This is a genomic window from Pseudomonas sp. LBUM1648 (assembly GCF_059716145.1).
Map to the genome: position 1 here is coordinate 4428253 of NZ_CP166808.1, position 18865 is coordinate 4447117.

At 57.7% G+C, this 18865-nt stretch carries 18 protein-coding genes; 5 read left to right on the forward strand and 13 right to left on the reverse strand.

The annotated features are described in order from the left end of the window. Nucleotides 1–7 precede the first annotated feature (7 nt). From ACA043_RS20035 to galE, 3 genes are all read right to left on the reverse strand, one after another. Nucleotides 8–1123: a polysaccharide biosynthesis/export family protein gene (locus tag ACA043_RS20035; protein WP_187677557.1), complete on the reverse strand. Its 1116-nt coding sequence runs from the start codon at nucleotides 1121–1123 to the stop codon at nucleotides 8–10. Between the two features lie 88 nt (nucleotides 1124–1211). Beyond that, nucleotides 1212–1448 carry a hypothetical protein gene (locus ACA043_RS20040; protein WP_016775457.1) on the reverse strand — a complete coding sequence of 79 codons (237 nt, stop codon included), beginning with the start codon at nucleotides 1446–1448 and terminating at the stop codon, nucleotides 1212–1214. A gap of 231 nt (nucleotides 1449–1679) precedes the next feature. Continuing rightward, nucleotides 1680–2696, reverse strand: coding sequence for a UDP-glucose 4-epimerase GalE (gene galE / locus ACA043_RS20045; RefSeq protein WP_489880952.1), 1017 nt, complete (start codon nucleotides 2694–2696; stop codon nucleotides 1680–1682). Nucleotides 2697–3087: 391 nt separating this feature from the next. Between galE and galU the strand changes: the two genes are divergently transcribed. Further along, entirely contained in the window at nucleotides 3088–3921 is an 834-nt protein-coding gene (galU, locus tag ACA043_RS20050; RefSeq protein ID WP_187677555.1) for a UTP--glucose-1-phosphate uridylyltransferase GalU, read from the forward strand. A 47-nt stretch (nucleotides 3922–3968) separates the two neighbouring features. Then, entirely contained in the window at nucleotides 3969–4373 is a 405-nt protein-coding gene (locus ACA043_RS20055) for a phosphohexomutase domain-containing protein (protein ID WP_187677554.1), read from the forward strand. Nucleotides 4374–4414: 41 nt separating this feature from the next. Here the strand turns inward: ACA043_RS20055 and ACA043_RS20060 are convergent, their stop codons facing one another. The 8 genes from ACA043_RS20060 to ACA043_RS20095 all read right to left on the reverse strand — a co-directional run bounded on the left by ACA043_RS20060 (nucleotide 4415) and on the right by ACA043_RS20095 (nucleotide 14000). Further along, nucleotides 4415–5551 carry an SGNH/GDSL hydrolase family protein gene (locus ACA043_RS20060; protein ID WP_497657795.1) on the reverse strand — a complete coding sequence of 379 codons (1137 nt, stop codon included), beginning with the start codon at nucleotides 5549–5551 and terminating at the stop codon, nucleotides 4415–4417. A 118-nt stretch (nucleotides 5552–5669) separates the two neighbouring features. Continuing rightward, nucleotides 5670–6707, reverse strand: coding sequence for an acyltransferase family protein (locus ACA043_RS20065; protein WP_187677552.1), 1038 nt, complete (start codon nucleotides 6705–6707; stop codon nucleotides 5670–5672). 12 nt (nucleotides 6708–6719) lie between these two features. After that, a complete protein-coding gene (locus ACA043_RS20070; protein ID WP_497657796.1) occupies nucleotides 6720–7823 on the reverse strand; it encodes a hypothetical protein in 1104 nt (367 codons plus the stop codon). Beyond that, nucleotides 7814–9046: an MATE family efflux transporter gene (locus ACA043_RS20075; protein WP_497657797.1), complete on the reverse strand. Its 1233-nt coding sequence runs from the start codon at nucleotides 9044–9046 to the stop codon at nucleotides 7814–7816. Before ACA043_RS20075 ends, ACA043_RS20070 begins: the two co-directional genes overlap by 10 nt. Further along, nucleotides 9043–10155, reverse strand: a complete 1113-nt coding sequence (locus tag ACA043_RS20080) for a polysaccharide pyruvyl transferase family protein (protein WP_187677549.1) — start codon at nucleotides 10153–10155, stop codon at nucleotides 9043–9045. Before ACA043_RS20080 ends, ACA043_RS20075 begins: the two co-directional genes overlap by 4 nt. A gap of 15 nt (nucleotides 10156–10170) precedes the next feature. Then, nucleotides 10171–11253, reverse strand: a complete 1083-nt coding sequence (locus ACA043_RS20085; RefSeq protein ID WP_187677548.1) for a glycosyltransferase — start codon at nucleotides 11251–11253, stop codon at nucleotides 10171–10173. Between the two features lie 38 nt (nucleotides 11254–11291). After that, nucleotides 11292–13520: a polysaccharide biosynthesis tyrosine autokinase gene (locus tag ACA043_RS20090; RefSeq protein ID WP_497657798.1), complete on the reverse strand. Its 2229-nt coding sequence runs from the start codon at nucleotides 13518–13520 to the stop codon at nucleotides 11292–11294. Between the two features lie 39 nt (nucleotides 13521–13559). After that, nucleotides 13560–14000, reverse strand: a complete 441-nt coding sequence (locus ACA043_RS20095) for a low molecular weight protein-tyrosine-phosphatase (protein WP_187677546.1) — start codon at nucleotides 13998–14000, stop codon at nucleotides 13560–13562. Between the two features lie 289 nt (nucleotides 14001–14289). On the opposite strand from ACA043_RS20095, the gene ACA043_RS20100 reads away from it, so the two are divergent. Continuing rightward, nucleotides 14290–15252, forward strand: coding sequence for a glycoside hydrolase family 5 protein (locus ACA043_RS20100; protein WP_497657799.1), 963 nt, complete (start codon nucleotides 14290–14292; stop codon nucleotides 15250–15252). 202 nt (nucleotides 15253–15454) lie between these two features. Continuing rightward, nucleotides 15455–16381 carry a transaldolase gene (tal, locus tag ACA043_RS20105; RefSeq protein ID WP_201237474.1) on the forward strand — a complete coding sequence of 309 codons (927 nt, stop codon included), beginning with the start codon at nucleotides 15455–15457 and terminating at the stop codon, nucleotides 16379–16381. A gap of 199 nt (nucleotides 16382–16580) precedes the next feature. On the opposite strand, the gene rssC is transcribed toward tal, so the two are convergent. Beyond that, on the reverse strand, nucleotides 16581–17063 hold the full coding sequence (gene rssC / locus ACA043_RS20110; protein WP_042560140.1) for an anti-sigma factor antagonist RssC: 483 nt from the start codon (nucleotides 17061–17063) through the stop codon (nucleotides 16581–16583). Then, nucleotides 17063–18244 carry a two-component system response regulator RssB gene (gene rssB, locus ACA043_RS20115; RefSeq protein WP_150604487.1) on the reverse strand — a complete coding sequence of 394 codons (1182 nt, stop codon included), beginning with the start codon at nucleotides 18242–18244 and terminating at the stop codon, nucleotides 17063–17065. The genes rssC and rssB overlap by 1 nt, the downstream gene beginning before the upstream one ends. A 275-nt stretch (nucleotides 18245–18519) precedes the next feature. On the opposite strand from rssB, the gene ACA043_RS20120 reads away from it, so the two are divergent. Then, complete coding sequence (locus tag ACA043_RS20120; RefSeq protein WP_187677543.1) at nucleotides 18520–18819, forward strand: PilZ domain-containing protein; 300 nt, start codon at nucleotides 18520–18522, stop codon at nucleotides 18817–18819. The last annotated feature ends 46 nt before the right edge of the window (nucleotides 18820–18865 follow it).

Here is an 18865-nt window from a genome sequence, read left to right on the forward strand (position 1 = left end):
GGCGGCCTTATTTGCTGTTGTTACTGTATTCGCTCCAGTTCTTCGCAGCGGAAGCCCCGGTCCCGACAATCGACGCCGACGGCACCAATTGGCTGATGAAGCGGTTCCAGCGCGTCACGTTGGCAGGCCCGACGTAGACCACGTCCTGGGGACGGACTTCGAAGTGCGTGGCCAGCGCCATGGCGGTCGGCGATTCAGCGTTCAACTGGTAGATCTTCGCCGGCTCGACGTCGAGGTTTTCCACGCCACGGATGACGTACACCGCGTTGCCGTTGGAGGTGGTCTGGCTCAAGCCGCCGACCGAGCCGAGCACATCCGACAGGTTCATGGTGGCGGTCTTGAAGCTCAATGCGCGCGGCTGGTTGACCTCGCCCATGACGTAAATGCGCTTGTTGTCGTTGTACGGCAGATACAACTGGTCGCCCCCCTTGAGGTAGACACCCTGCAACTCGGAATCCTGCTGATTGAGCGAGTCGAGATTCAGCGGATAAACCCGGCCGTTGCGCGTCAGCGTCAGGCCCGACAAGTCAGCATTGTTGGTATCGATACCGGCGGAACCGAGGGCTTCGACCACGCTCAGCGGATTGGTCGAAATCGCTTGCGGGCCGCCCTTGGCCACCGCGCCGGTGACCACGACTTTCTGACTGGCGAAACGCAGCACCGCGACATCCACTTGCGGTTCGGCGATGAACGCCGACAGCCGTTGTTCGATGTCCGCGCGCAATTGCTGGATAGTCCGGCCGGCGGCCTGGACTTCCTTGATGAACGGGTAATACAGCGTGCCGTCGGAGCGCACCAGTCGGCCGTTGGCATCGATCTGTTGTTGCGCGCCGGACGGGGCTGTCAGCTCAGGGTGATCCCAGACCGTGATGTACAAGACATCGTTGTTACCGATGCGGTACTCGGCCGGGGTCGCCAACAGCTCCGCCGGCAGCGACTCGCGCTTGTGCGTGGCGCGGGTGGTGGAAATCAGCTTGGGGGTGATCGGGATCAGCTCGACCCGGCTGCTTTCACTGGCCCCTTGGCGGGTGATGTCACTGGTACTCAGGTATTGGCCCGGGGAAAACATGCAACCTTGTAAAGCGAAACTTGCCAACATCAAAAGAGAAAAACTACGAGTCATAATGGCACTACGCTATTCAAGGGCGAATCTAAAAAGAAGTCACCCGACTTGCGTCGGGCGACCCTGTACTGCACTAACAAAACTTCTGTTAGTTATGCGTGCCGGTTGTACCGGTGGTACCTGTGGTGCCGGTGGTACCGCCGTTGGCACTGCCACCGCTGTTGGACGCCGCTACTGCACTGGCAACCATTGCAGTACTGGCTGCAGGCGCTTGAGAAGCCGCCACACTGCCACCTACATTGGTCACCGCCGTCAGCGGTGCTTCAGCTGCGGCAGCCCAGTTGCTCAACATCGTCAACAGGGCAACTGCCATCACTTTTTTCATATCAACTCCTTTCTAACATTCAATCTGTTAAAAACCGATTGGTGTTAGAGGTGGTAGAGTTCAAGTCCGCGAAAAATGCGAACAAGATCCGTTGTTCTTTCACAGTCTTACCCAACTGATAAAAGTCGAACGGCAGGTTTATATCTACGGACTTGCAAAAGGCATTTCCAGCGTATTTTCCCGACGATATCTAACACCTGACCGAAACTAACATTTCGCATCAAAACGACATCAGCCGAGATAACCCTTGGGATGGTTCGATTGCCAGCGCCAAGTATCGGTGACCATGTCCTGCAAACTACGCGTGGCTTTCCAGCCCAACTCTTGCTCTGCTTTGGAAGCGTCCGCCCAACTCTCGGCGATATCCCCCGAACGACGCGGCATCATCCGATATGGCACCGGTTGCCCGCAGGCTTGCTCGAAGGCGCGCAGTACTTGCAATACGCTGTAGCCATCGCCGGTGCCGAGGTTCCAGGTGTGAATGCCGGTGCGGTCAGTGATCGACTGCAAAGCCTTGAGGTGGCCGTCCGCCAGATCCACAACGTGGATGTAGTCACGCACGCCGGTGCCGTCGACGGTCGGGTAATCGTTGCCGAAGATCGACAGTTCTTGCAGGCTGCCCACCGCGACCTGGCTGATATAAGGCACCAGATTATTGGGGATGCCGTTCGGGTCTTCGCCCATCTGACCGCTGTGATGCGCGCCGATCGGGTTGAAGTACCGCAGCAAGGCGATGCTCCAGCGCGGCTCGGACTGGCTCAGGTCGCGCAGGACGTTTTCGACAATCAGTTTGGATTGGCCGTAGGGATTGGTCGGATTACCGGTCGGGAAATCCTCGCGGATCGGCATTTGCTCAGGCTCGCCATACACCGTCGCCGAGGAGCTGAACACCAGCCGGAACACCCCCGCCGCTGCCATCGCCTGACACAGCGTGATGCTGCCGCTGACGTTGGTTTCGTAGTACGCCAGCGGCTTGCGCACACTCTCGCCGACGGCTTTGAGCCCGGCGAAATGCAGCACCGCTCCAATGGCATGCTCCTGGAAAATCCGGTCGAGCAGCGCCCGGTCGCAGACATCACCGCGAATCATCAGCGCACTCTTGCCACAGATGGCTTCCACCGCATGCAATGCCGCGTCGCTGCTGTTGCAGAGATTATCCAGCACGACAACTTCATAACCTGCTTCAAGCAAAGCAAGTGTGGTGTGCGAGCCGATATAGCCGGCGCCACCGGTTACCAGAATCTTCATAGCGCGGGTCCGTAATTGGATAAGTGCCAAGTAGCGTGTCAAGCCTCTTGTTGTGGAGATGTGTCGCAATCCACACAAACAAGGCGACAACAACCGAAAACAAAACTAGTTCAATGACTGGCAATATTTATTTTTGCAGGTCACACTGTATTGCCCGGTACTTATTAGCACTGCAAGTGCACTCATCACTATCAACAGATACCGACTAAAAATAACTAATAACGCTCTAACCGACATCGCATAACATTGTCGTGTTTTACCGCCTCCGCTATTTGCCATTAACAACCTGACTCAGGTATTAAAGCATTCGTTCAATAACTATTGAAACTTGCACTCCTTCGTTAGTGCACGCACCCGTTGGCTGTGTTCCATGACTGTCCAGGATACTTTTATGATTCGTAAATGTTTGTTCCCCGCTGCCGGTTACGGCACGCGTTTCTTGCCGGCCACCAAAGCAATGCCGAAAGAGATGCTGCCGATCGTCAACAAACCGTTGATCGAGTACGCCGTTGAAGAAGCTCGGGACGCCGGCCTGCAACACATGGCAATCGTCACAGGCCGGGGCAAGCGTGCGCTGGAAGACCATTTCGACATCAGCTATGAACTGGAACACCAGATTCGCGGCACCGAGAAAGAGAAGTTTCTCGCCGGCACCCGTGAGCTGATCGACACCTGCACGTTCTCCTACACCCGTCAGGTAGAAATGAAAGGCCTGGGCCACGCCATTCTCAGCGGTCGCCCATTGATCGGCGACGAACCCTTCGCCGTAGTACTGGCCGACGACCTGTGCCTGAACCTGGAAGGCGACGGTGTCCTCGCGCAGATGATCCAGCTGTACAAGAAATTCCGCTGCTCGATCGTCGCCATCCAGGAAGTCCCGGCTGATCAAACGCACAAGTACGGTGTGATCGCTGGCGAGCTGATTTCCGATGGCATCTACCGGGTCAACAACATGGTGGAAAAACCGGCGCCACAGGACGCCCCGTCGAACCTGGCGATCATCGGCCGCTACATCCTGACCCCGGACATTTTCGACCTGATCGCCGATACCCAGCCGGGCAAGGGCGGCGAAATCCAGATCACCGACGCGCTGATGAAACAGGCGCAGAACGGTTGCGTGCTGGCCTACAAGTTCAAGGGCCTGCGCTTCGACTGCGGCGATGCCGAGGGTTATCTGCAAGCGACCAACTTCTGCTACGAAAACGTGTACCTCAAGGGCCGCTGAGACGGCCCAGACACTCGACGCCCACTCTTCACTTCAGGCAGGTCACCATGAACATTGCACAACATTCCGTAGAGATTGAACGCGAGGTGGGCAACCTCGGGGTGGTGAGTTGGCTGTCACGCCACCAGCCGTTGCCCAGCGCCAACGAGTCCTGGCTGGGCACCATCCTGTTGGTGGAGCGCATTGGCATGTTTCCTTCGTCCGGCGATATTCGCCGGACGATGGCCGATCCCTATCCCCTGCTCGCCCATCTGAAAAAGCTTTACGGCGAACAGGCGCTGGAAATCGACGACCGCGATGGTCTGAAAGTGATTTTCAGCGACTGGCGCTTTCGCGTGCGCATTTGCTGTAACGACCCGGCGATCATCATCAACGTGGAAACCCGTTGTGATACGCGGTTGATGCCGCAGAAGCTCACGGAATTGCTCGATCAGGTCGAGGCCTTCGAATAGTTGACGCGGCCTGATCGTTCCCACGCAGAGCGTGGGAACGATCAACGGATAGGTATTTCGCTGCAATTGCCTGTGTGGCCACCCACGATCCAGCCATAGAAATAATCGGCAATCACCTTTCCGCCTGTGGCCGGCACCGGATGAATCTTGTCCGGACCAATCATCGCGGCAGCATAGCGTTTAACGTCGGGGCCAAAGGCGCATTGCAGGTTCGCGTAACCCAGATGCTGCTCATGCGCCCAGGGTTGCAGAACCTGTGCATACGCCGACATCGGATACGCACTGGAGCGCGTAGTGTCCTGCCGCATGATCAGGTTGATGCTCGCCTTCGGCTGGATCTCGCGGATCATCCCCACCAGCCCCTGAACGTTCTGCAGATACGCCTCGGGCTTCACCCCAAAGCCCTGATCGTTGCCACCGAGCATGATCAGGTAAACGTCGGCGGGAATCTTCGACACGGCGGCTTTCCACTGCATCTGCCAGTGCGGATCCTTGTGATAGAAGTCAGCAGATGCCGCGCCGGACGCCGCGAGTTTCGACACCCGCACACCGTTCTGATCATTGCTCATCCACACGCCGAACAGCGTCGGCGCGCCTTTCACCACTTCCAGTTTGAACGCCCAATCCGCCGCTGTCGGCGTGCCCGGCAATGGCACTTCCTGAACGCCGGAACCGGCCAGCGTCAACGGCTTCCAGTCTTCCGATGGCGTCCAGCGATAGCGCAGTTCACTGGACTCGCCATTGCCCAGATAGAGCAACTTCGCCTGAGTGACCGCCGTGCTGATCCTGGGTGTCGGGTTGGCATCGATCTGCAACCAGGCGCCGGGACGCCCCGTCACCGTGCGGCTGTCGGGGCTGGCCTGGCCGAGGCTGGACACATCCCAGCCACCACCAAAGTACTTTTCGCTGCTGCGGGTGTATTTGAAATGGGTGCCGCCCAGTGCCGCGCCATGGTTGAAGCCGACGTAACCGGGGCCGGCAAAACCCACCTCGCCGGCCACACGCTGCACCAGTTTGTTCAGATAGAAATCCTGCCCGGCGCTGTAGCTGTCGCCGATCACCGAGACGGACAAAACCTTGCCAGCCTTGCCTTCGCGCCATTGAGCAAAACGCTCGCGCGCATCGCCCACCTCAACCATCGCGGCCGCAACTGGCCGGGTGTCATCAACTACCAACATGCAAAATTTCCTTTAGTCCGTAGTGGCCCCCTTCGCGAGCAGGCTCGCTCCCACAGTGATCGTGTGTAGACACAGATCCAGTGTGGGAGCGAGCCTGCTCGCGAAGCTTTTAGCATTCTCAGGCCTGCACCACCGGAGTGATGGTCGCCGGCGGTTTTTTACTCGCCGCACGCTCACCCAAAAACAGCACGGAAGTGAAATTGAACCGACTGAAAATCATCGACAACACCACCGGCCCGAGCAAACCGCACGCCACACCACCGAACACCAGCAGGCTCTCATCCTTCACGCCCAGGCGCCCCAGTACAAACCGCGAGGTGGCCGCGAACAAGACATGGAACAGGAAAATCGCATAGGAATAACCGCCCAGCCAGGTCAGCCACTTCGAGCGCATGTCACTGGACAGCAGCGCGAAGCAGGACACGCAGCCCACGGTCAGACCAATCAGACTGCGGCGATCAACAATCAACTCGCGATCCACCGCCGCCACATACAACAGCGTCAGCGAGATCAACACAAACACCAACGGGCCGATCACCTTGAACGTCTGCTTCAACTGGCTGACGTTTTCCTGGCCAATCATCCCCGCCACGAAAAACGGCAGCAGATAGATTGCGCCGTTGATGCCGAACGCGTCGAACGTGAACGGCGGCAGCAGAAATACCACGGCGGCAAACGCGAACAGCAGATACAAGCGGGTCGCCGAGCGCAGCAGGCCGCGCCACTCCAGCAAGCCGACGAACATGAAAATGATGAACACCGCCTGCAAGAACCAGAAGTGATTGATCGGCACCCAGAACGACAACAACGCGTCCATCACACCGACATCCTTGTTCACCCCCGGCCCTACCGCTTGCAACACGGAGAACGGCACGCCCACGCAAAACAGCGGCACGATCAACCGCCGCACCTTGCCGGAAAAGAACGTCGAAAAGTCATTACCGCGGATTTTGTAGATGGAATAGATGTAGCCGGAAATGAAGGTGAACAGCGGCATGCGCACGTACACCATCGAGTCGGCGAGCACCCGGAACGGCGAGCCCAGATCAATCTTCAAACCACCGCCCAACGGGCCGATGACGTGATAGAGCACCAGCAGCAGGCACGCCAGGCCACGCAGGGTTTCGATCTCCAGGGACTTTTTCTTGCTCGACATAAAGCATCTGCCTCAATTCAGAACTCTTGATTCAACCTGCACCGGTTTGTTCGCGCGCAGCATCAATCCCAGGCCGACAAACAGCACCGGCACCACCATCGAGAAGTGCCGGGCGAAAGAGCCGAAGTCTGGCTCGAACAAGCCTTGCACCAGCAAAAACGCCAGCGGAATCGCGATCAGTTCCTTGGGTTTGGTCTGGATCGGCGCGCCTTTGTAATCGGTCGAGGTGATGACTTTGAACAGCAGCAGCGCGGTCATGATCATCAACGCCACAAAGATCACCTGGCCCGGCCCCGATAGCAGAATCAGCTCCACCGGGAACGACAGCCGGAAGAAGATGATCATCGAATCCAGCGCTTGCGAGACGAAGTCACTGCCGCTGAGCCAGGACACGATCAACGACTTCGAGCCCTCCTCCCCCGCCGTGCGCAACTCGTTGTTGCTGGCGCGAATCGACGACACCGGAAACCCGAGCGCCACCTGGATCGCCATGGCCACCGCCAGGTAGAACAGGAACAGCATCAGGAAGAAGGTGAAACGCGACACGTACTTCTTCATCACGCAGACGCCGACCCAGGACAGCGAAAACAGAATCCAGTACGGCCGGATCAGTACGCCGTAGATCACCGCCGAGAGGAAAAATCCGCCGCGATATTTGCGTGTCAACGAGCTGAGCAAAATGCTCAACACCGCCACCGATACGATGATTTCCTTGGTCAGGTTTTCCAGGAAAAACGAGCGCACGATGCCCCACAGACACAGGGTGCCGAAGATCGCCAACGGCATGCGTCGGAACACCACAACCGGAATCGCCGTGAGGAAAAAGTTGCAGAACATGCCATAGGCCCAGGCATTGGTCAGGTTGATCCCGGTGGGCCGCAGCAGGAATGCCGAACACTCGTAGGAGGAGCGATCCGGCGAGAACGGGTTCCAGAAATTGCAGTTGTCGGCGCGGGCGTAAGACGACCACAACGTCATGGCATCCGGGCCGGGATCACGGGGGATCAGCAGTGGCATGGCCACCGACAGAAACAAACCGGTGAAGAGGATCAGGAACGAGACGTATGAATCAAGTTTCTTGCCACGAAACTCGATGCACGGCAACTTCAGGCCCATGACACGGCAGCCTTTTTCGTGCCGGTCACGCGGGTCAACAGAGCAATCACGCCGAGTTGCACAATGATCGCGAAGACGTTGCCCCAGGCCGCGCCATAGATCGAATAGTGCTTGATCAGCACGTAACTGACCGGCACCGAAACCAGCAAGCAGATCGCCGCACTGGCGAGTGACACCCGACTGTTTTTCGAAGCGATCAACCCGCCCCAGACGATGTCGCCAATCGCACGCAGGGCGAAGGAGATAATCAGCACGGCAAGCAGCGCGTTATCCGGACGCGGCACGCTGGTGGCGACGTAATCGAGCACGATGTTGAAGAACAGATAAATCGCCACCGCCACGGCAGCGGATACCACCAGCGAACGTGCAACCCACTTGTTTACGAACAGCTGCTTGACCGTGAACGCCTGTTGATCCGCCTGAAAACGCTTGGCCAGCACCGGAATGCCGACCACCGCCACCACCGCGTAAGACAACGCCTGCAAGGTGTTGGCGGCCGACCACGCGTATACGTATTTACCGAGGCTGGCGTAGGGTTCAAGGTCGATGATCAGAAAGCGCTCGGCGTACTGACTCAACGCGATCAACCCGGTGCCGAGATAGAACGGCAACCCGGCCTTCCACACGGCGCCCGTAGCCAGCGTCCCGGCTTCTCGCCCGTGATGAACTCTCACCACAATCAAGTAACCCGCGATGATCACCAGCACGTTGGCGGCGACCCACAGCCACAACACACTGGCGACGCCCGACACCCAGCCGAGCATCATCCCGCCCACGGCCAACAACGCCCACAGGCCGGTCTTGATGAAAAACAGCAACGCACCCGCCGTGGCTTTCTGTGCGGAAAACACGAACGAGTTGATTTCGAACGACAGGTGCTCGGTGAGCAACACCAGCGTCACACAAGCGATCAGCGCGATCGGCGCATCAACTTGCTGGAACAGTGAGTAAATCCCCACGGTCACCAGCGACAACACCAGCCCCACCGCCAGGTACAGCAGTAAAACCTTGTCGACAACCCGGCGCGAACTGCCACCAACACTGATCAACCGATTGATCTCGGAACTGAAACCGACGCTGTAGAACTTCGACGCGATCAACGACGCCGCGACCACCACGCCGTAAAAACCCAGGGCCTCATAACCGAGGAAATGGGTGATGGCCAGCACCAGCAAAAACTTCGCGCCTAATGCACCGCCGCGAAGCAGTAGCCGAAATATCATCGAACGATCCCTTTGATGATGTCGTCCATGGCCACGGTTTTCGCCTCGATCTCGCGGCAGGTATCGGTCAGGCGCTTGCCGAAATTCGACAGTGCATTCGGTGCGTAAACCGTGTTGATGATGGTGTCGACATCGATGTCGCCGCCGTTGATGACCCAGTCCTCGACGCCCATGTCCTGATAGGCGCCAAAGCCTTTGCGCTCGTAGCTGATGTGGTACGCCGGCACGCCGGAGAGCAGCGATTCGATGGCGCCGTGCAGGCGTACGGAGATCACCAGGTCCGGTTGATATTTAGCAATGGTGGCCTTCAGCGACAGCAGGTCTTCGGTGATGCCCAGTTCGCGATAGAACGCACCGTCATCGTTGCCACGCACAGCGCTTTGTACGGCGCAGACGACTTTGCTTTTGTTTTTCAGGCGCTGCAGCAACAACTTCAGGTTGGCCACGTAGGCGACTTTCTTTTCCTTGCTCCACTCTGGCGGCTTGCGCAGCACCACACAGACGGTTGCCGGCGATGAGGCGCAGCGGGTGAACTTGGGTTGCAGAAGGATTTTGCTCGCCAATGACTGCACCGCCAGATCCGGCGCGCGGTAGACGTTTTCACAGGCATCGAAGATCGCCGAAGAGCGATTGTCGCGCACGAACACCGCATCGGCGCTGGCGTAATGCTCGACGATCTTGCTGCTCTCGCCGTGGAACGGGCCGATGCTCTGCGGCAGGTAGACCGACGGTACCTTGCTGAGGATTGCGGTTTCCAGTTGCTTGGCGTGGCCCAGTTTCAGTTTGATGTGTTCAAAAGCGCTTTTCGAGCGCATGTACCCGCCACCGACGCCGACGATCAGATCGGTTTTCTTCAACAGATCGGCAAGCCCCGCGTAGGACTGATTGAGAAACACGGCTTGCTTGACCCGGCCCAAACCTTTGGCCGCCATCACCGGCGCGTCAAAACGCGGGTGCGGCAAATAGCTGAAGGACTCGGGATCGGAAGCCACGACGCTGATCGCGGTGTCATCACCAAAGTTGCGCTGCACCAGGGCAATGGCCAGATCGACGAGCAGGCCGTCACCGGAGTTGGACGCACTGTAGCCATGCAAAATCGTTACGTTCATAAGCTTGAGTTCTACTTAATAAGAGGGAGCGCGATACAGATCGTAGGTCTGGCGAATCATCAACGCAGCGCTGAAACGCTCGCGGACGATGCTGCGACCTTCGTTGCCGAGGTCGAGCAACCGTGGCTTCTGGATTTTCGAAAGCACGTCGGCGAGTGCCTGATGGTCACCTGAGGGAAAGACGTAACCGGACACTTCGTCAGTGACCAACTCGGGCAACGACGTGCAATTGCTGGCAATCACCGGCAGCCCCATGGCCATGCCTTCCAGCGGCACCATGGCAAAGCCTTCCCAACGACTCGGGACGATCAGCGCATCGGCTTTTTGATACAGCGCGTGCACTTCGCTCGGCGTAACCCACGGCAAGTATTCAACCGAGTCCATGGGTGGGCACTCGACCGCATCCTCGTTGACAGCGCTACCCACCACCGTCAGTTTCAGATCGTTGCGCTGCACCTTGGCGTAAGCCTTGAGCAACACGTCGAAGCCTTTCTGGTAGTCGAGACGGCCAACAAACAGCAGGTGAATAGGCTCTGGATTGTGGGTTTTCGCCGCATCGTCGCGGTGATGAATGCCGTTGTAGATCAGCTTCATGCGCTTGCGATCAATGCCAAACCGTGCGGCTTTATCCAGTTCGTACTGGCTGACGCAAATGATCACGTCGGTGACCTTCTGCAACACGCGCTCGATCCACGCATAGACTTTCTGCTTGGTCGGCGAGCTTTCCATCAGGAACGAAAAGGCGTGTGGGCAGTAGACGATTTTCGGTTTGCGCCACGGTCGCAACAGCACACACACGCAACGACCGATTACCCCGGAAAAGGTGCTGTGCAAATGCACCACGTCCGGTTTCTCCTTGAGCATCACCTGGGCCAGACGCCAGGCGAAACGCAGCAGCGACGGCACATTGCGCCCGGTACGGGCGAAAGTACGTATCTGCTGCGGTGCGATGCCGTGCAGTTCTTTTTCCTGATCCTGCGGGACCAGATAGACCAGCTGATAGTTGGCAGCGTCGTCTTCGGGGGACGTTGAAATCGTGCGGATCACCGTCGCGACGCCACCTTTTATCGTTTCAGCCACGTGCAGTATTTTCTTCACAATTCACCCACTTCAAAAGTAAGGACAACCGCTGAAACTCAGGACTTGTCGGACGCGTATTCGTAGTTGTAATAGCCGTAGCCGCCGTTGCCGTAATAGCTGGACGCGCGCTTCTCGACGCCGTTGAATACCGCGCCTTTGAGCTCGATGCCGTTCTGGGCAAAGCGGCGAATGGTCAACTCGATCTCTTTGGCCGGGTTCACCCCGAAGCGCGTGACGATCAGGCTGATGCCCGCATCACGGCCGACAATCGCCGCGTCGGTCACGGCCAGCAGCGGCGGTGTATCGATGATCACCACGTCGTACATGTCGCTGAGTTGCGCCAGCAGCTCGCGGAAATTGGCGTGCATCAACAGCTCGGAAGGATTGGGCGGTACTTGGCCACGACTGATGAAGTGCAGGTCGGCGCCTTCGATTTTATTGATCGCCTGTTCGACGCTGCAGCGTTTGACCAGCAAGTCCGACAGACCATTTTCGATCGGTACGTTCAGGGTCTTGTGCAGATGCCCTTTGCGCATGTCGGCATCGATCAGCACCACACGCTGGCCGCTCTGCGCCATGACGGCGGCAAGGTTGGAGGACACGAAGGTCTTGCCGACCTGGGGGCTCGGCCCGGAAATCATGATGCGGTTGTTGGTCGAGTCCAGGCCGGCGAAGTGCAGACAGGTGCGCAGGCTGCGGATCGATTCGATGGACAGATCCGTCGGGTTGCGCAATGCCAACAGGTACGCCGGTTTGTCGGCGCCGTCGCGAGCGCGACCTTTTTTCCCGTCCTCTTCCTGTTGCAGTGCGCTATAGGGAATCGACGCATAGACCGGCAGGCCGAGTTGCTCGATGGCCTCTGGCCCTTCCAGACCACGGCTCAGGGATTTGCGCAGCAGTACCAGCGCCACGCCGAGGAAGGCGCCGAGGAACGTTGCGATGAGTACGATCAAAGGTTTTTTCGGTTTGACCGGACTGGTCAGGTCGACATCCGCCGCATCCACCAAACGTACGTTGCCGACAGCGCCGGCCCGGACGATGTCCAGCTCCTGGGATTTGTTCAACAGTTGCGTGTAGATCTGCGAGGCAACTTCAACATCGCGGGTCAGGTTGAGCAATTCCTGTTGCGTGGCCGGCAAGTCCTGAACCTTGCCTTCCAGTGACTTCTGCAGTTGGGTCAATTCACCGATCTGGCTCATCAACGCGCGATAGGCCGGATGCTGCTTGGTGAACTTGCGATCCATCTCCGCCTGCTGCATTTTCAGCTCTGAAATTCGCGTTTCGAGCGCCACGGACTGACCGAGCACCGATTGGGTTTCCAGGGAGATATTCACGGTTTTGCCGTGAGTCTGGTAGGCGTTGAGCGCATCGCTGGCCTTGGCCAGATCGCGTTTGACCTGCGGTAACTGGCTTTGCAGAAAAGCCAGGCTTTGCGCCGCTTCAGCCGAGGTGCGTCGCACGTTCTGTTCCACGTAGAGCGCGGCAATCTTGTTGAGGATCTTCACCGCCTCGGGCGCATCGGAGCTGGCCAGCGCCAGACGAATAATTCCCGACTCTTTGCCCTGTTCAGTGATATCCAACGCATCCTGGTAGCTCTGGATGGTCACGATCCGTGGATTACGCACCACTTCGAAACGCGTGCCGGGGTTGGCCGAAAGCTGCGCGATCAGGCCTTCAATACCGTCTTGAGCGAAGGCTTCGCCGGTGACGCCGTCGACCAGCAAATTGTCGTTCTCATCGAACAACTGAAAGTGATTTTGCTCACCGGCGATCAGCGTAAGCTTCTTGCCCAACAGCTCTTTCGGCAGGTTGAGCCGGGCGATGTCCACACGCTCACCGCCCCACGCGTAGCTGTTGAAGCCGAAACGCGGCGGCGCGACGCTTAACTCGGTTTCGCCGCGATAACGGCGGGCGAGAAAACCGCCAATAACCGGGAACCGGTTGGGAGTGACATCGATATCCAGACGCAGGTCATCGACGGTTTTGCCGATCACTGCGCGGGACTTGATGATGCCGATTTCGGTCACCGACGGCGATTGCCCACCGAGCATGCTGTTGAGGTCGGAAAAACCGAGCATGTCGTTCTTTTTCGGTTCGACCTGCACCAGCGCGTTCGCCAGGTACACGGGCGTGGCCAACACTGCATAGGCAACACCGGCGGCCATGAAGGCGCCGGTGAACGCGCCGATCAACCACTTCTGGTCAATCAAACTGCCGAATATGCCGAGCAGATCAATACTGTCTTGATCGTTATCACGGCTGGCGATTACTGACGGTAACTGCATAAGTCTGTTCTTACCATTCACTGATCTGAAGAATATTCATCAACGTGCGAGACGTTGTGCCCATGAGCTGACAGCATCTTCAATCAATGCATGGGCATGAATAAAAGCGGCCTTGCCTTGACGATAGGGATCTTGTATTTCGCGCTCGCTCTGCCACTTGCCGAGCAAAAACACTTTGCCTCTGGCGTGAGAGGCAATTTTCAATACTTGATTTACGTGTTGTTTTTCCATGACCAGAATCAGGTCTGATTCATTGACGATGTCGGCTGTCAGTTGCCGCGCCTGAAACCCCTGGGCACTGTGCCCGTGATCCTCCAGCACCTGCCGCGCCGAGGCTTCAACGCCTTCGCCGACACGTGCGGCGAGGCCTGCGGAGGTCACCGAGATCGTTGAAGGCGCCAGCGCGTTACGCAGCAGAAGTTCTGCTGTCGGACTTCGGCATATATTGCCCACGCAGACGACAAGGATCTTTTTGAACAAGGTTTACTTTCCTGTGTAATATCAAACTGCCAACATCTAGAGCGAACTTTAATGAACCCACTAGATCTTCATGCACTCAGAAATAGATTCGCCCTGTTACTACAGCGTATTAAGTACCACAGGCCCAAAAGCGCCCCAACCAGAATTACCGGACTAAAAATAACTGTGATTTTCGGATAATGACTTCCTGACAATTAATAACATTCGCGCACTAAGCGTCGTTGTTAGTTTCGTAATTCATGTAACAAGATAACTATTCGCCGTTGTCATTCCCATCGGGAGAACCGACATGAAATCAGCCCATCTCAAACGGCTCAGCGCCTCAGTGTTACTGGCGCTCAGTGCCGCGACGCAGGTTCACGCCAGTGAACTGTTCCCCAACCTCCCCGCCAGAACCATCGGTGTTCAGGTGAAGATTCAGAACTTCACCGCCGAAGATGCCGCACACATCAAAGAAGCAGGATTCAGCTTTGTGCGCTTCGGCGTGTGGAGCGACAGCCTGAGCGCCAAGGCCTATCAAAAGCAGGTCAGTGATGCCTTTGCAGCGGCCAAATCCGCTGGCCTGCCAGTTTTGCTGACCGTGCGCGCCATCAAGCCGCTGACCTCGGCGTCAGGCAATAGCGCCGAACTGGCAACGGCTGGCGAATCCTTTGCCAACGCGCTGACCGGTCTGGAGACAACCTACAGCGCGCAATTGGCGGCGATTGAAATCTGGAATGAGCCGGACCTTGAAACCTATTGGCCGACTCGCAATTTCGACACGACGTTCGTGCCGTTCATGAGCGCGGTGTGCAAGTCGTTGCAGGACAAACCGCAATCGACGCCACGGGTCGGCTACGGTTTCGCCCGGCCACCGACGGCCGGCTCTGCCTCAACCGTGGCGCTGAGCCGCATCGTCAGTGAATACCCGAAATGCCTGAACGCGATCTCCTATCACCCCTACGGCATGACCGCCACGCAGATCAGCAATGCGCAGGCCTTCATCCAGCAGAACTTCCACCTGCCCGGCGTCCTCAGTGAATGGGGCATCTCGGCGCTCACCTCCAACGGTGGCAATGACGGACAAGCCAACAAAATCAGCGCATTCATCGCCGATGTAAAAAGACTCAACATCCCGCTGACATCGATATACGAATGGAAGAACAGTGACTCGGGCAGTAACGATCGCGAGAAAAACTTCGGCCTGCTGACCTCGGGCGGGCAACCGAAACCGGCAAAAATGGCCGCCGCCACTCAATTGAACGCGCAGTAGGCCATGCGCGACTGATCTGTACGCAGGTCAGTTGCGTTGAACCTGTGAGCGGTTTTGGCATCGTATTCATCGATACCGCGCCCTCCCTTTCAAACAATCGTTTTCAGGTTGTTGCCGCATGGGCCGTCGATACACGCACCCGCCCTTGAGTGGCTGTCAGCGCTCGGGTAATGTCGTCAAACCCACAGGACAGAGCACACACATGACTTCCAAGCTGGAACAACTCAAACAAATGACCACCGTGGTTGCCGACACCGGCGACTTCGAAGCGATTGCCCGGGTCAAGCCGGTCGACGCCACCACCAACCCTTCCCTGCTGCTCAAGGCAGCGGCCATTCCTGCTTACGCCGAGCTGCTGAATGCCTGCGTCAGCGACTGCAAGGGCGATGTGGGCCTGGCCAGCGACCGTTTTGGCGTCGCGGTGGGTCAGGAAATCCTCAAAGTGATTCCAGGCCGTATCTCCACTGAAGTGGATGCGCGCCTGTCGTTCGATAAAGACGCCGTGCTGAAACGCGCGCACCGTCTGATCGAGCTGTATGACAAGGCCGGCATTGGCCGCGACCGCGTACTGATCAAGATCGCCTCGACCTGGGAAGGTATCCGCGCGGCCGAAGTGCTGGAGAAGGAAGGCATTCAGACCAACCTGACCCTGCTGTTCTCCTTCGCACAAGCTGCTGCGTGCGCCGATGCTGGCGTGTTCCTGATCTCGCCGTTCGTGGGCCGCATCTACGACTGGTACAAAAAGGCCAACGGCAACGACTACACCGGTGCCGATGATCCGGGCGTGCAGTCGGTTACGCGCATCTACAACTACTACAAGGCCAATGACTACAAGACCGTGGTGATGGGTGCGAGCTTCCGTAACCTGAACCAGATTGAACAACTGGCCGGCTGCGACCGCCTGACCATCAGCCCGGACCTGATCGACAAGCTGGCGGCAGACACCGGCAAGCTGGAGCGCAAACTGGCGCCGGGTCATGCCGGTGAAGCGCGTCTGAGCCTGAACGAAGCGCAGTTCCGCTGGTTGTCCAACGAAGACGCGATGGCCACCGAGAAACTGGCTGAAGGCATCCGTCAGTTTGCCCGTGATCAGGAAAAGCTTGAGGCATTGCTGCAAGCCAAGCTGTGATCTGAGTCGCTGGAATGCAAAAAGGGCGAACCCGTTTGGGTTCGCCCTTTTTTGTGGCAGCTGGGAAATTCTTGGTGATCTTGCGGCCGCTTTCGCGAGCAGGCTCGCTCCCACAGGGGGATTTGTGATCGACGCCGCATCAGTGTGGGAGCGAGCCTGCTCGCGAAGAGGCCGGCCCAGACAACATCACTTCAGAGGATCAGTGCCGTTCGAGGGCATTCACCAGATCATGGAAGGCTTCACGATTGGAATCGTTCAACCCCATGAGGATCTTGTGCGCTTCCAGCACCTTGATCCGCACAACCTCTTCCGACTGATCCTGATCCGGCAGGTCGTCCAGGCACTCCGGGCATGGCACTGGGTGGTTGACGATGTTGAACACCTGCTCGAAACCCATCGATTGCAGCAGACGGGTGATGTCATCGTGGGTGGTGACGACGGTCGGCAGCAGGCCGACCTTCTGCCGCGACAGGATCGACAATTTGGCCAACAGGCCCAATGTGGTGCTGTCGATGCTGCGGGTTTCGGTCAAATCGATCACGATCGCGTTGAAATTCAGCGCGGTGAAGATTTTCTCAATAGTCGCATCCAACGCCGAACACAGGGTCAGGCGAACTTCACCGACGAACTTCAGGACGAAGGTGCCGTCCTGCTCGGCGAACTGGATTCTACCGGTACTCATTAAAGATTCCTGCTCAACACCAACAGGGCGATATCATCCGGCATCTCCCCTAGCGTGGCCAATCCAAACACTTGCCGCAGACCATCCAGGCTGCCGCCCGCTGACTTCACCCGTTCGGGCAAAGCCGCTTCTTTTTCTTTGAGCGTAGGTTCTGGCAAAAGATCCAGAATGCCATCAGACATCAGCGTCAGGCTGAACGTCGGTGGCAGCTCAAGCACGTGGTCTTCGTAGGTGGCTTCATTGAAGAGGCCCACCGGCAGACCGCGTCCTTCGAGATAACGAACACTGTCAGGCGTGTACAACACAGGCAAAGGCAGATGGCCGCCAATGCTATAGGTCAACAAACCGGTCTCCTCGTCGATGACTCCACCGACCATTGTGACGTGTTTACCCAGCTTACAACTGATCAGTCCCCGGTTGATATGACCAAGGACTTCCGAAGGCTTGAATTCCGGCAATGTGCCGTTGCGCTTGGATTCGAACAACAAACGCGTGGTCATGAACTTCAGCAGCACGGTGACGAAGGCTGAAGAGGCGCCATGACCCGATACGTCCGCCAGGTAAAACGCGACCCGACGCTCATCGACACGAAAATAGTCGACAAAATCACCCGACAGGTACAGCGACGGGATGATCTGGTGCGCAAACTTGAACTCGTCGATGCTCCATGGACTTTCCGGCAGCATGTTCATCTGCACCTGGCGACCGGCGTTCTGGTCTTCCTGGAGCAGGTTCAGGCTGGCTTCGAGTTCGCGGTTGGCCTTTTCCAGCTTCTCGCGATAGCGCTGGTTTTCCAGCAGCAGGCGCGCACGATCCAGGGCCCGGCGCACGGAATGCTCGAGCACGGCCAGATCTTCGAGAGGCTTGATCAGGTAATCCGCCGCGCCCAGGCGCAACGCCTCGACCGCGTCGTTCATCACGCCGGCACCCGACACCACGATCACCGGTGTTTGCGGCGACAGCTCGGTGACCTGACGGATGAGTTCGAGACCGCCCATCTGCGGCATGCGCAGATCGCAGATGACCAGGTCGGGCTTGTCTTGCTCGAATACCTGAAGACCCTGTTGGCCATTGCTGGCCTGCAGGACGCTGAAACCACTGTCTTCCAAATAGGCCGCGAGGCTCGCGCGCACTACTTCGTCATCATCGATTATCAGCAGCGTGGCACTGGTTTTTGGCATGTGGGCAAACGGCGCCAGAATTAGGTTGGCGTAGTTGGCGGGGCGACAGGCCCTGCACTGACTACTGGATTCGCTTTCTAGCCTCTCTGCTGCACCGCTTTAGAGCGTTTGCTCCGTACACGGTTGCACCAGAGGTGCCCTTCTAAGGCGCAGACGGTACTCCCATCCGCGGGGCGTTTCAAGCATGCGCCGATGGTCGCTTGACGACTTTACTTGTCAAATCACCGAGAGTTATAAGAACGGCTCAAACCGTAACCCAATGGAAGGATGAAGCCATGAGTCAAACCGGCCGGGACTACAGCGAAAAACGCGATTTCATCCGCATGCGGGTCGATGCCGATGTCGTGTTGATTCATGAAGGGGATCAGGTGTCAGCGGTGTGTATCGATCTCTCCAGCAGTGGCATGCAGGTCGAGGCGCCGCGCCAGTTCGCGGTAGGTGACCGTTTGAGCGTGCGCATCGATTCCGAGCATGCAGCGCTCAGCGGGCTTGAAGCCGATACCGAAGTAGTCTGGGTCCGGGCGCAAGATGGCGGCGGCCAAAAGCTCGGCCTGACTATTCTGCAGATGAAATAAGCGCACACACAAAAAAGGCGACCCGAGGGTCGCCTTCTTCTTACTG

Coding starts and splice junctions, on each gene's coding strand:
- ACA043_RS20035 (WP_187677557.1), bottom strand. CDS start 1,123: ATGACTCGTAGTTTTTCTCTTTTGATGTTGGCAAGTTTCGCTTTACAA.
- ACA043_RS20040 (WP_016775457.1), bottom strand. CDS start 1,448: ATGAAAAAAGTGATGGCAGTTGCCCTGTTGACGATGTTGAGCAACTGG.
- galE (WP_489880952.1), bottom strand. CDS start 2,696: ATGAAGATTCTGGTAACCGGTGGCGCCGGCTATATCGGCTCGCACACC.
- galU (WP_187677555.1), top strand. CDS start 3,088: ATGATTCGTAAATGTTTGTTCCCCGCTGCCGGTTACGGCACGCGTTTC.
- ACA043_RS20055 (WP_187677554.1), top strand. CDS start 3,969: ATGAACATTGCACAACATTCCGTAGAGATTGAACGCGAGGTGGGCAAC.
- ACA043_RS20060 (WP_497657795.1), bottom strand. CDS start 5,551: ATGTTGGTAGTTGATGACACCCGGCCAGTTGCGGCCGCGATGGTTGAG.
- ACA043_RS20065 (WP_187677552.1), bottom strand. CDS start 6,707: ATGTCGAGCAAGAAAAAGTCCCTGGAGATCGAAACCCTGCGTGGCCTG.
- ACA043_RS20070 (WP_497657796.1), bottom strand. CDS start 7,823: ATGGGCCTGAAGTTGCCGTGCATCGAGTTTCGTGGCAAGAAACTTGAT.
- ACA043_RS20075 (WP_497657797.1), bottom strand. CDS start 9,046: ATGATATTTCGGCTACTGCTTCGCGGCGGTGCATTAGGCGCGAAGTTT.
- ACA043_RS20080 (WP_187677549.1), bottom strand. CDS start 10,155: ATGAACGTAACGATTTTGCATGGCTACAGTGCGTCCAACTCCGGTGAC.
- ACA043_RS20090 (WP_497657798.1), bottom strand. CDS start 13,520: ATGCAGTTACCGTCAGTAATCGCCAGCCGTGATAACGATCAAGACAGT.
- ACA043_RS20100 (WP_497657799.1), top strand. CDS start 14,290: ATGAAATCAGCCCATCTCAAACGGCTCAGCGCCTCAGTGTTACTGGCG.
- tal (WP_201237474.1), top strand. CDS start 15,455: ATGACTTCCAAGCTGGAACAACTCAAACAAATGACCACCGTGGTTGCC.
- rssC (WP_042560140.1), bottom strand. CDS start 17,063: ATGAGTACCGGTAGAATCCAGTTCGCCGAGCAGGACGGCACCTTCGTC.
- rssB (WP_150604487.1), bottom strand. CDS start 18,244: ATGCCAAAAACCAGTGCCACGCTGCTGATAATCGATGATGACGAAGTA.
- ACA043_RS20120 (WP_187677543.1), top strand. CDS start 18,520: ATGAGTCAAACCGGCCGGGACTACAGCGAAAAACGCGATTTCATCCGC.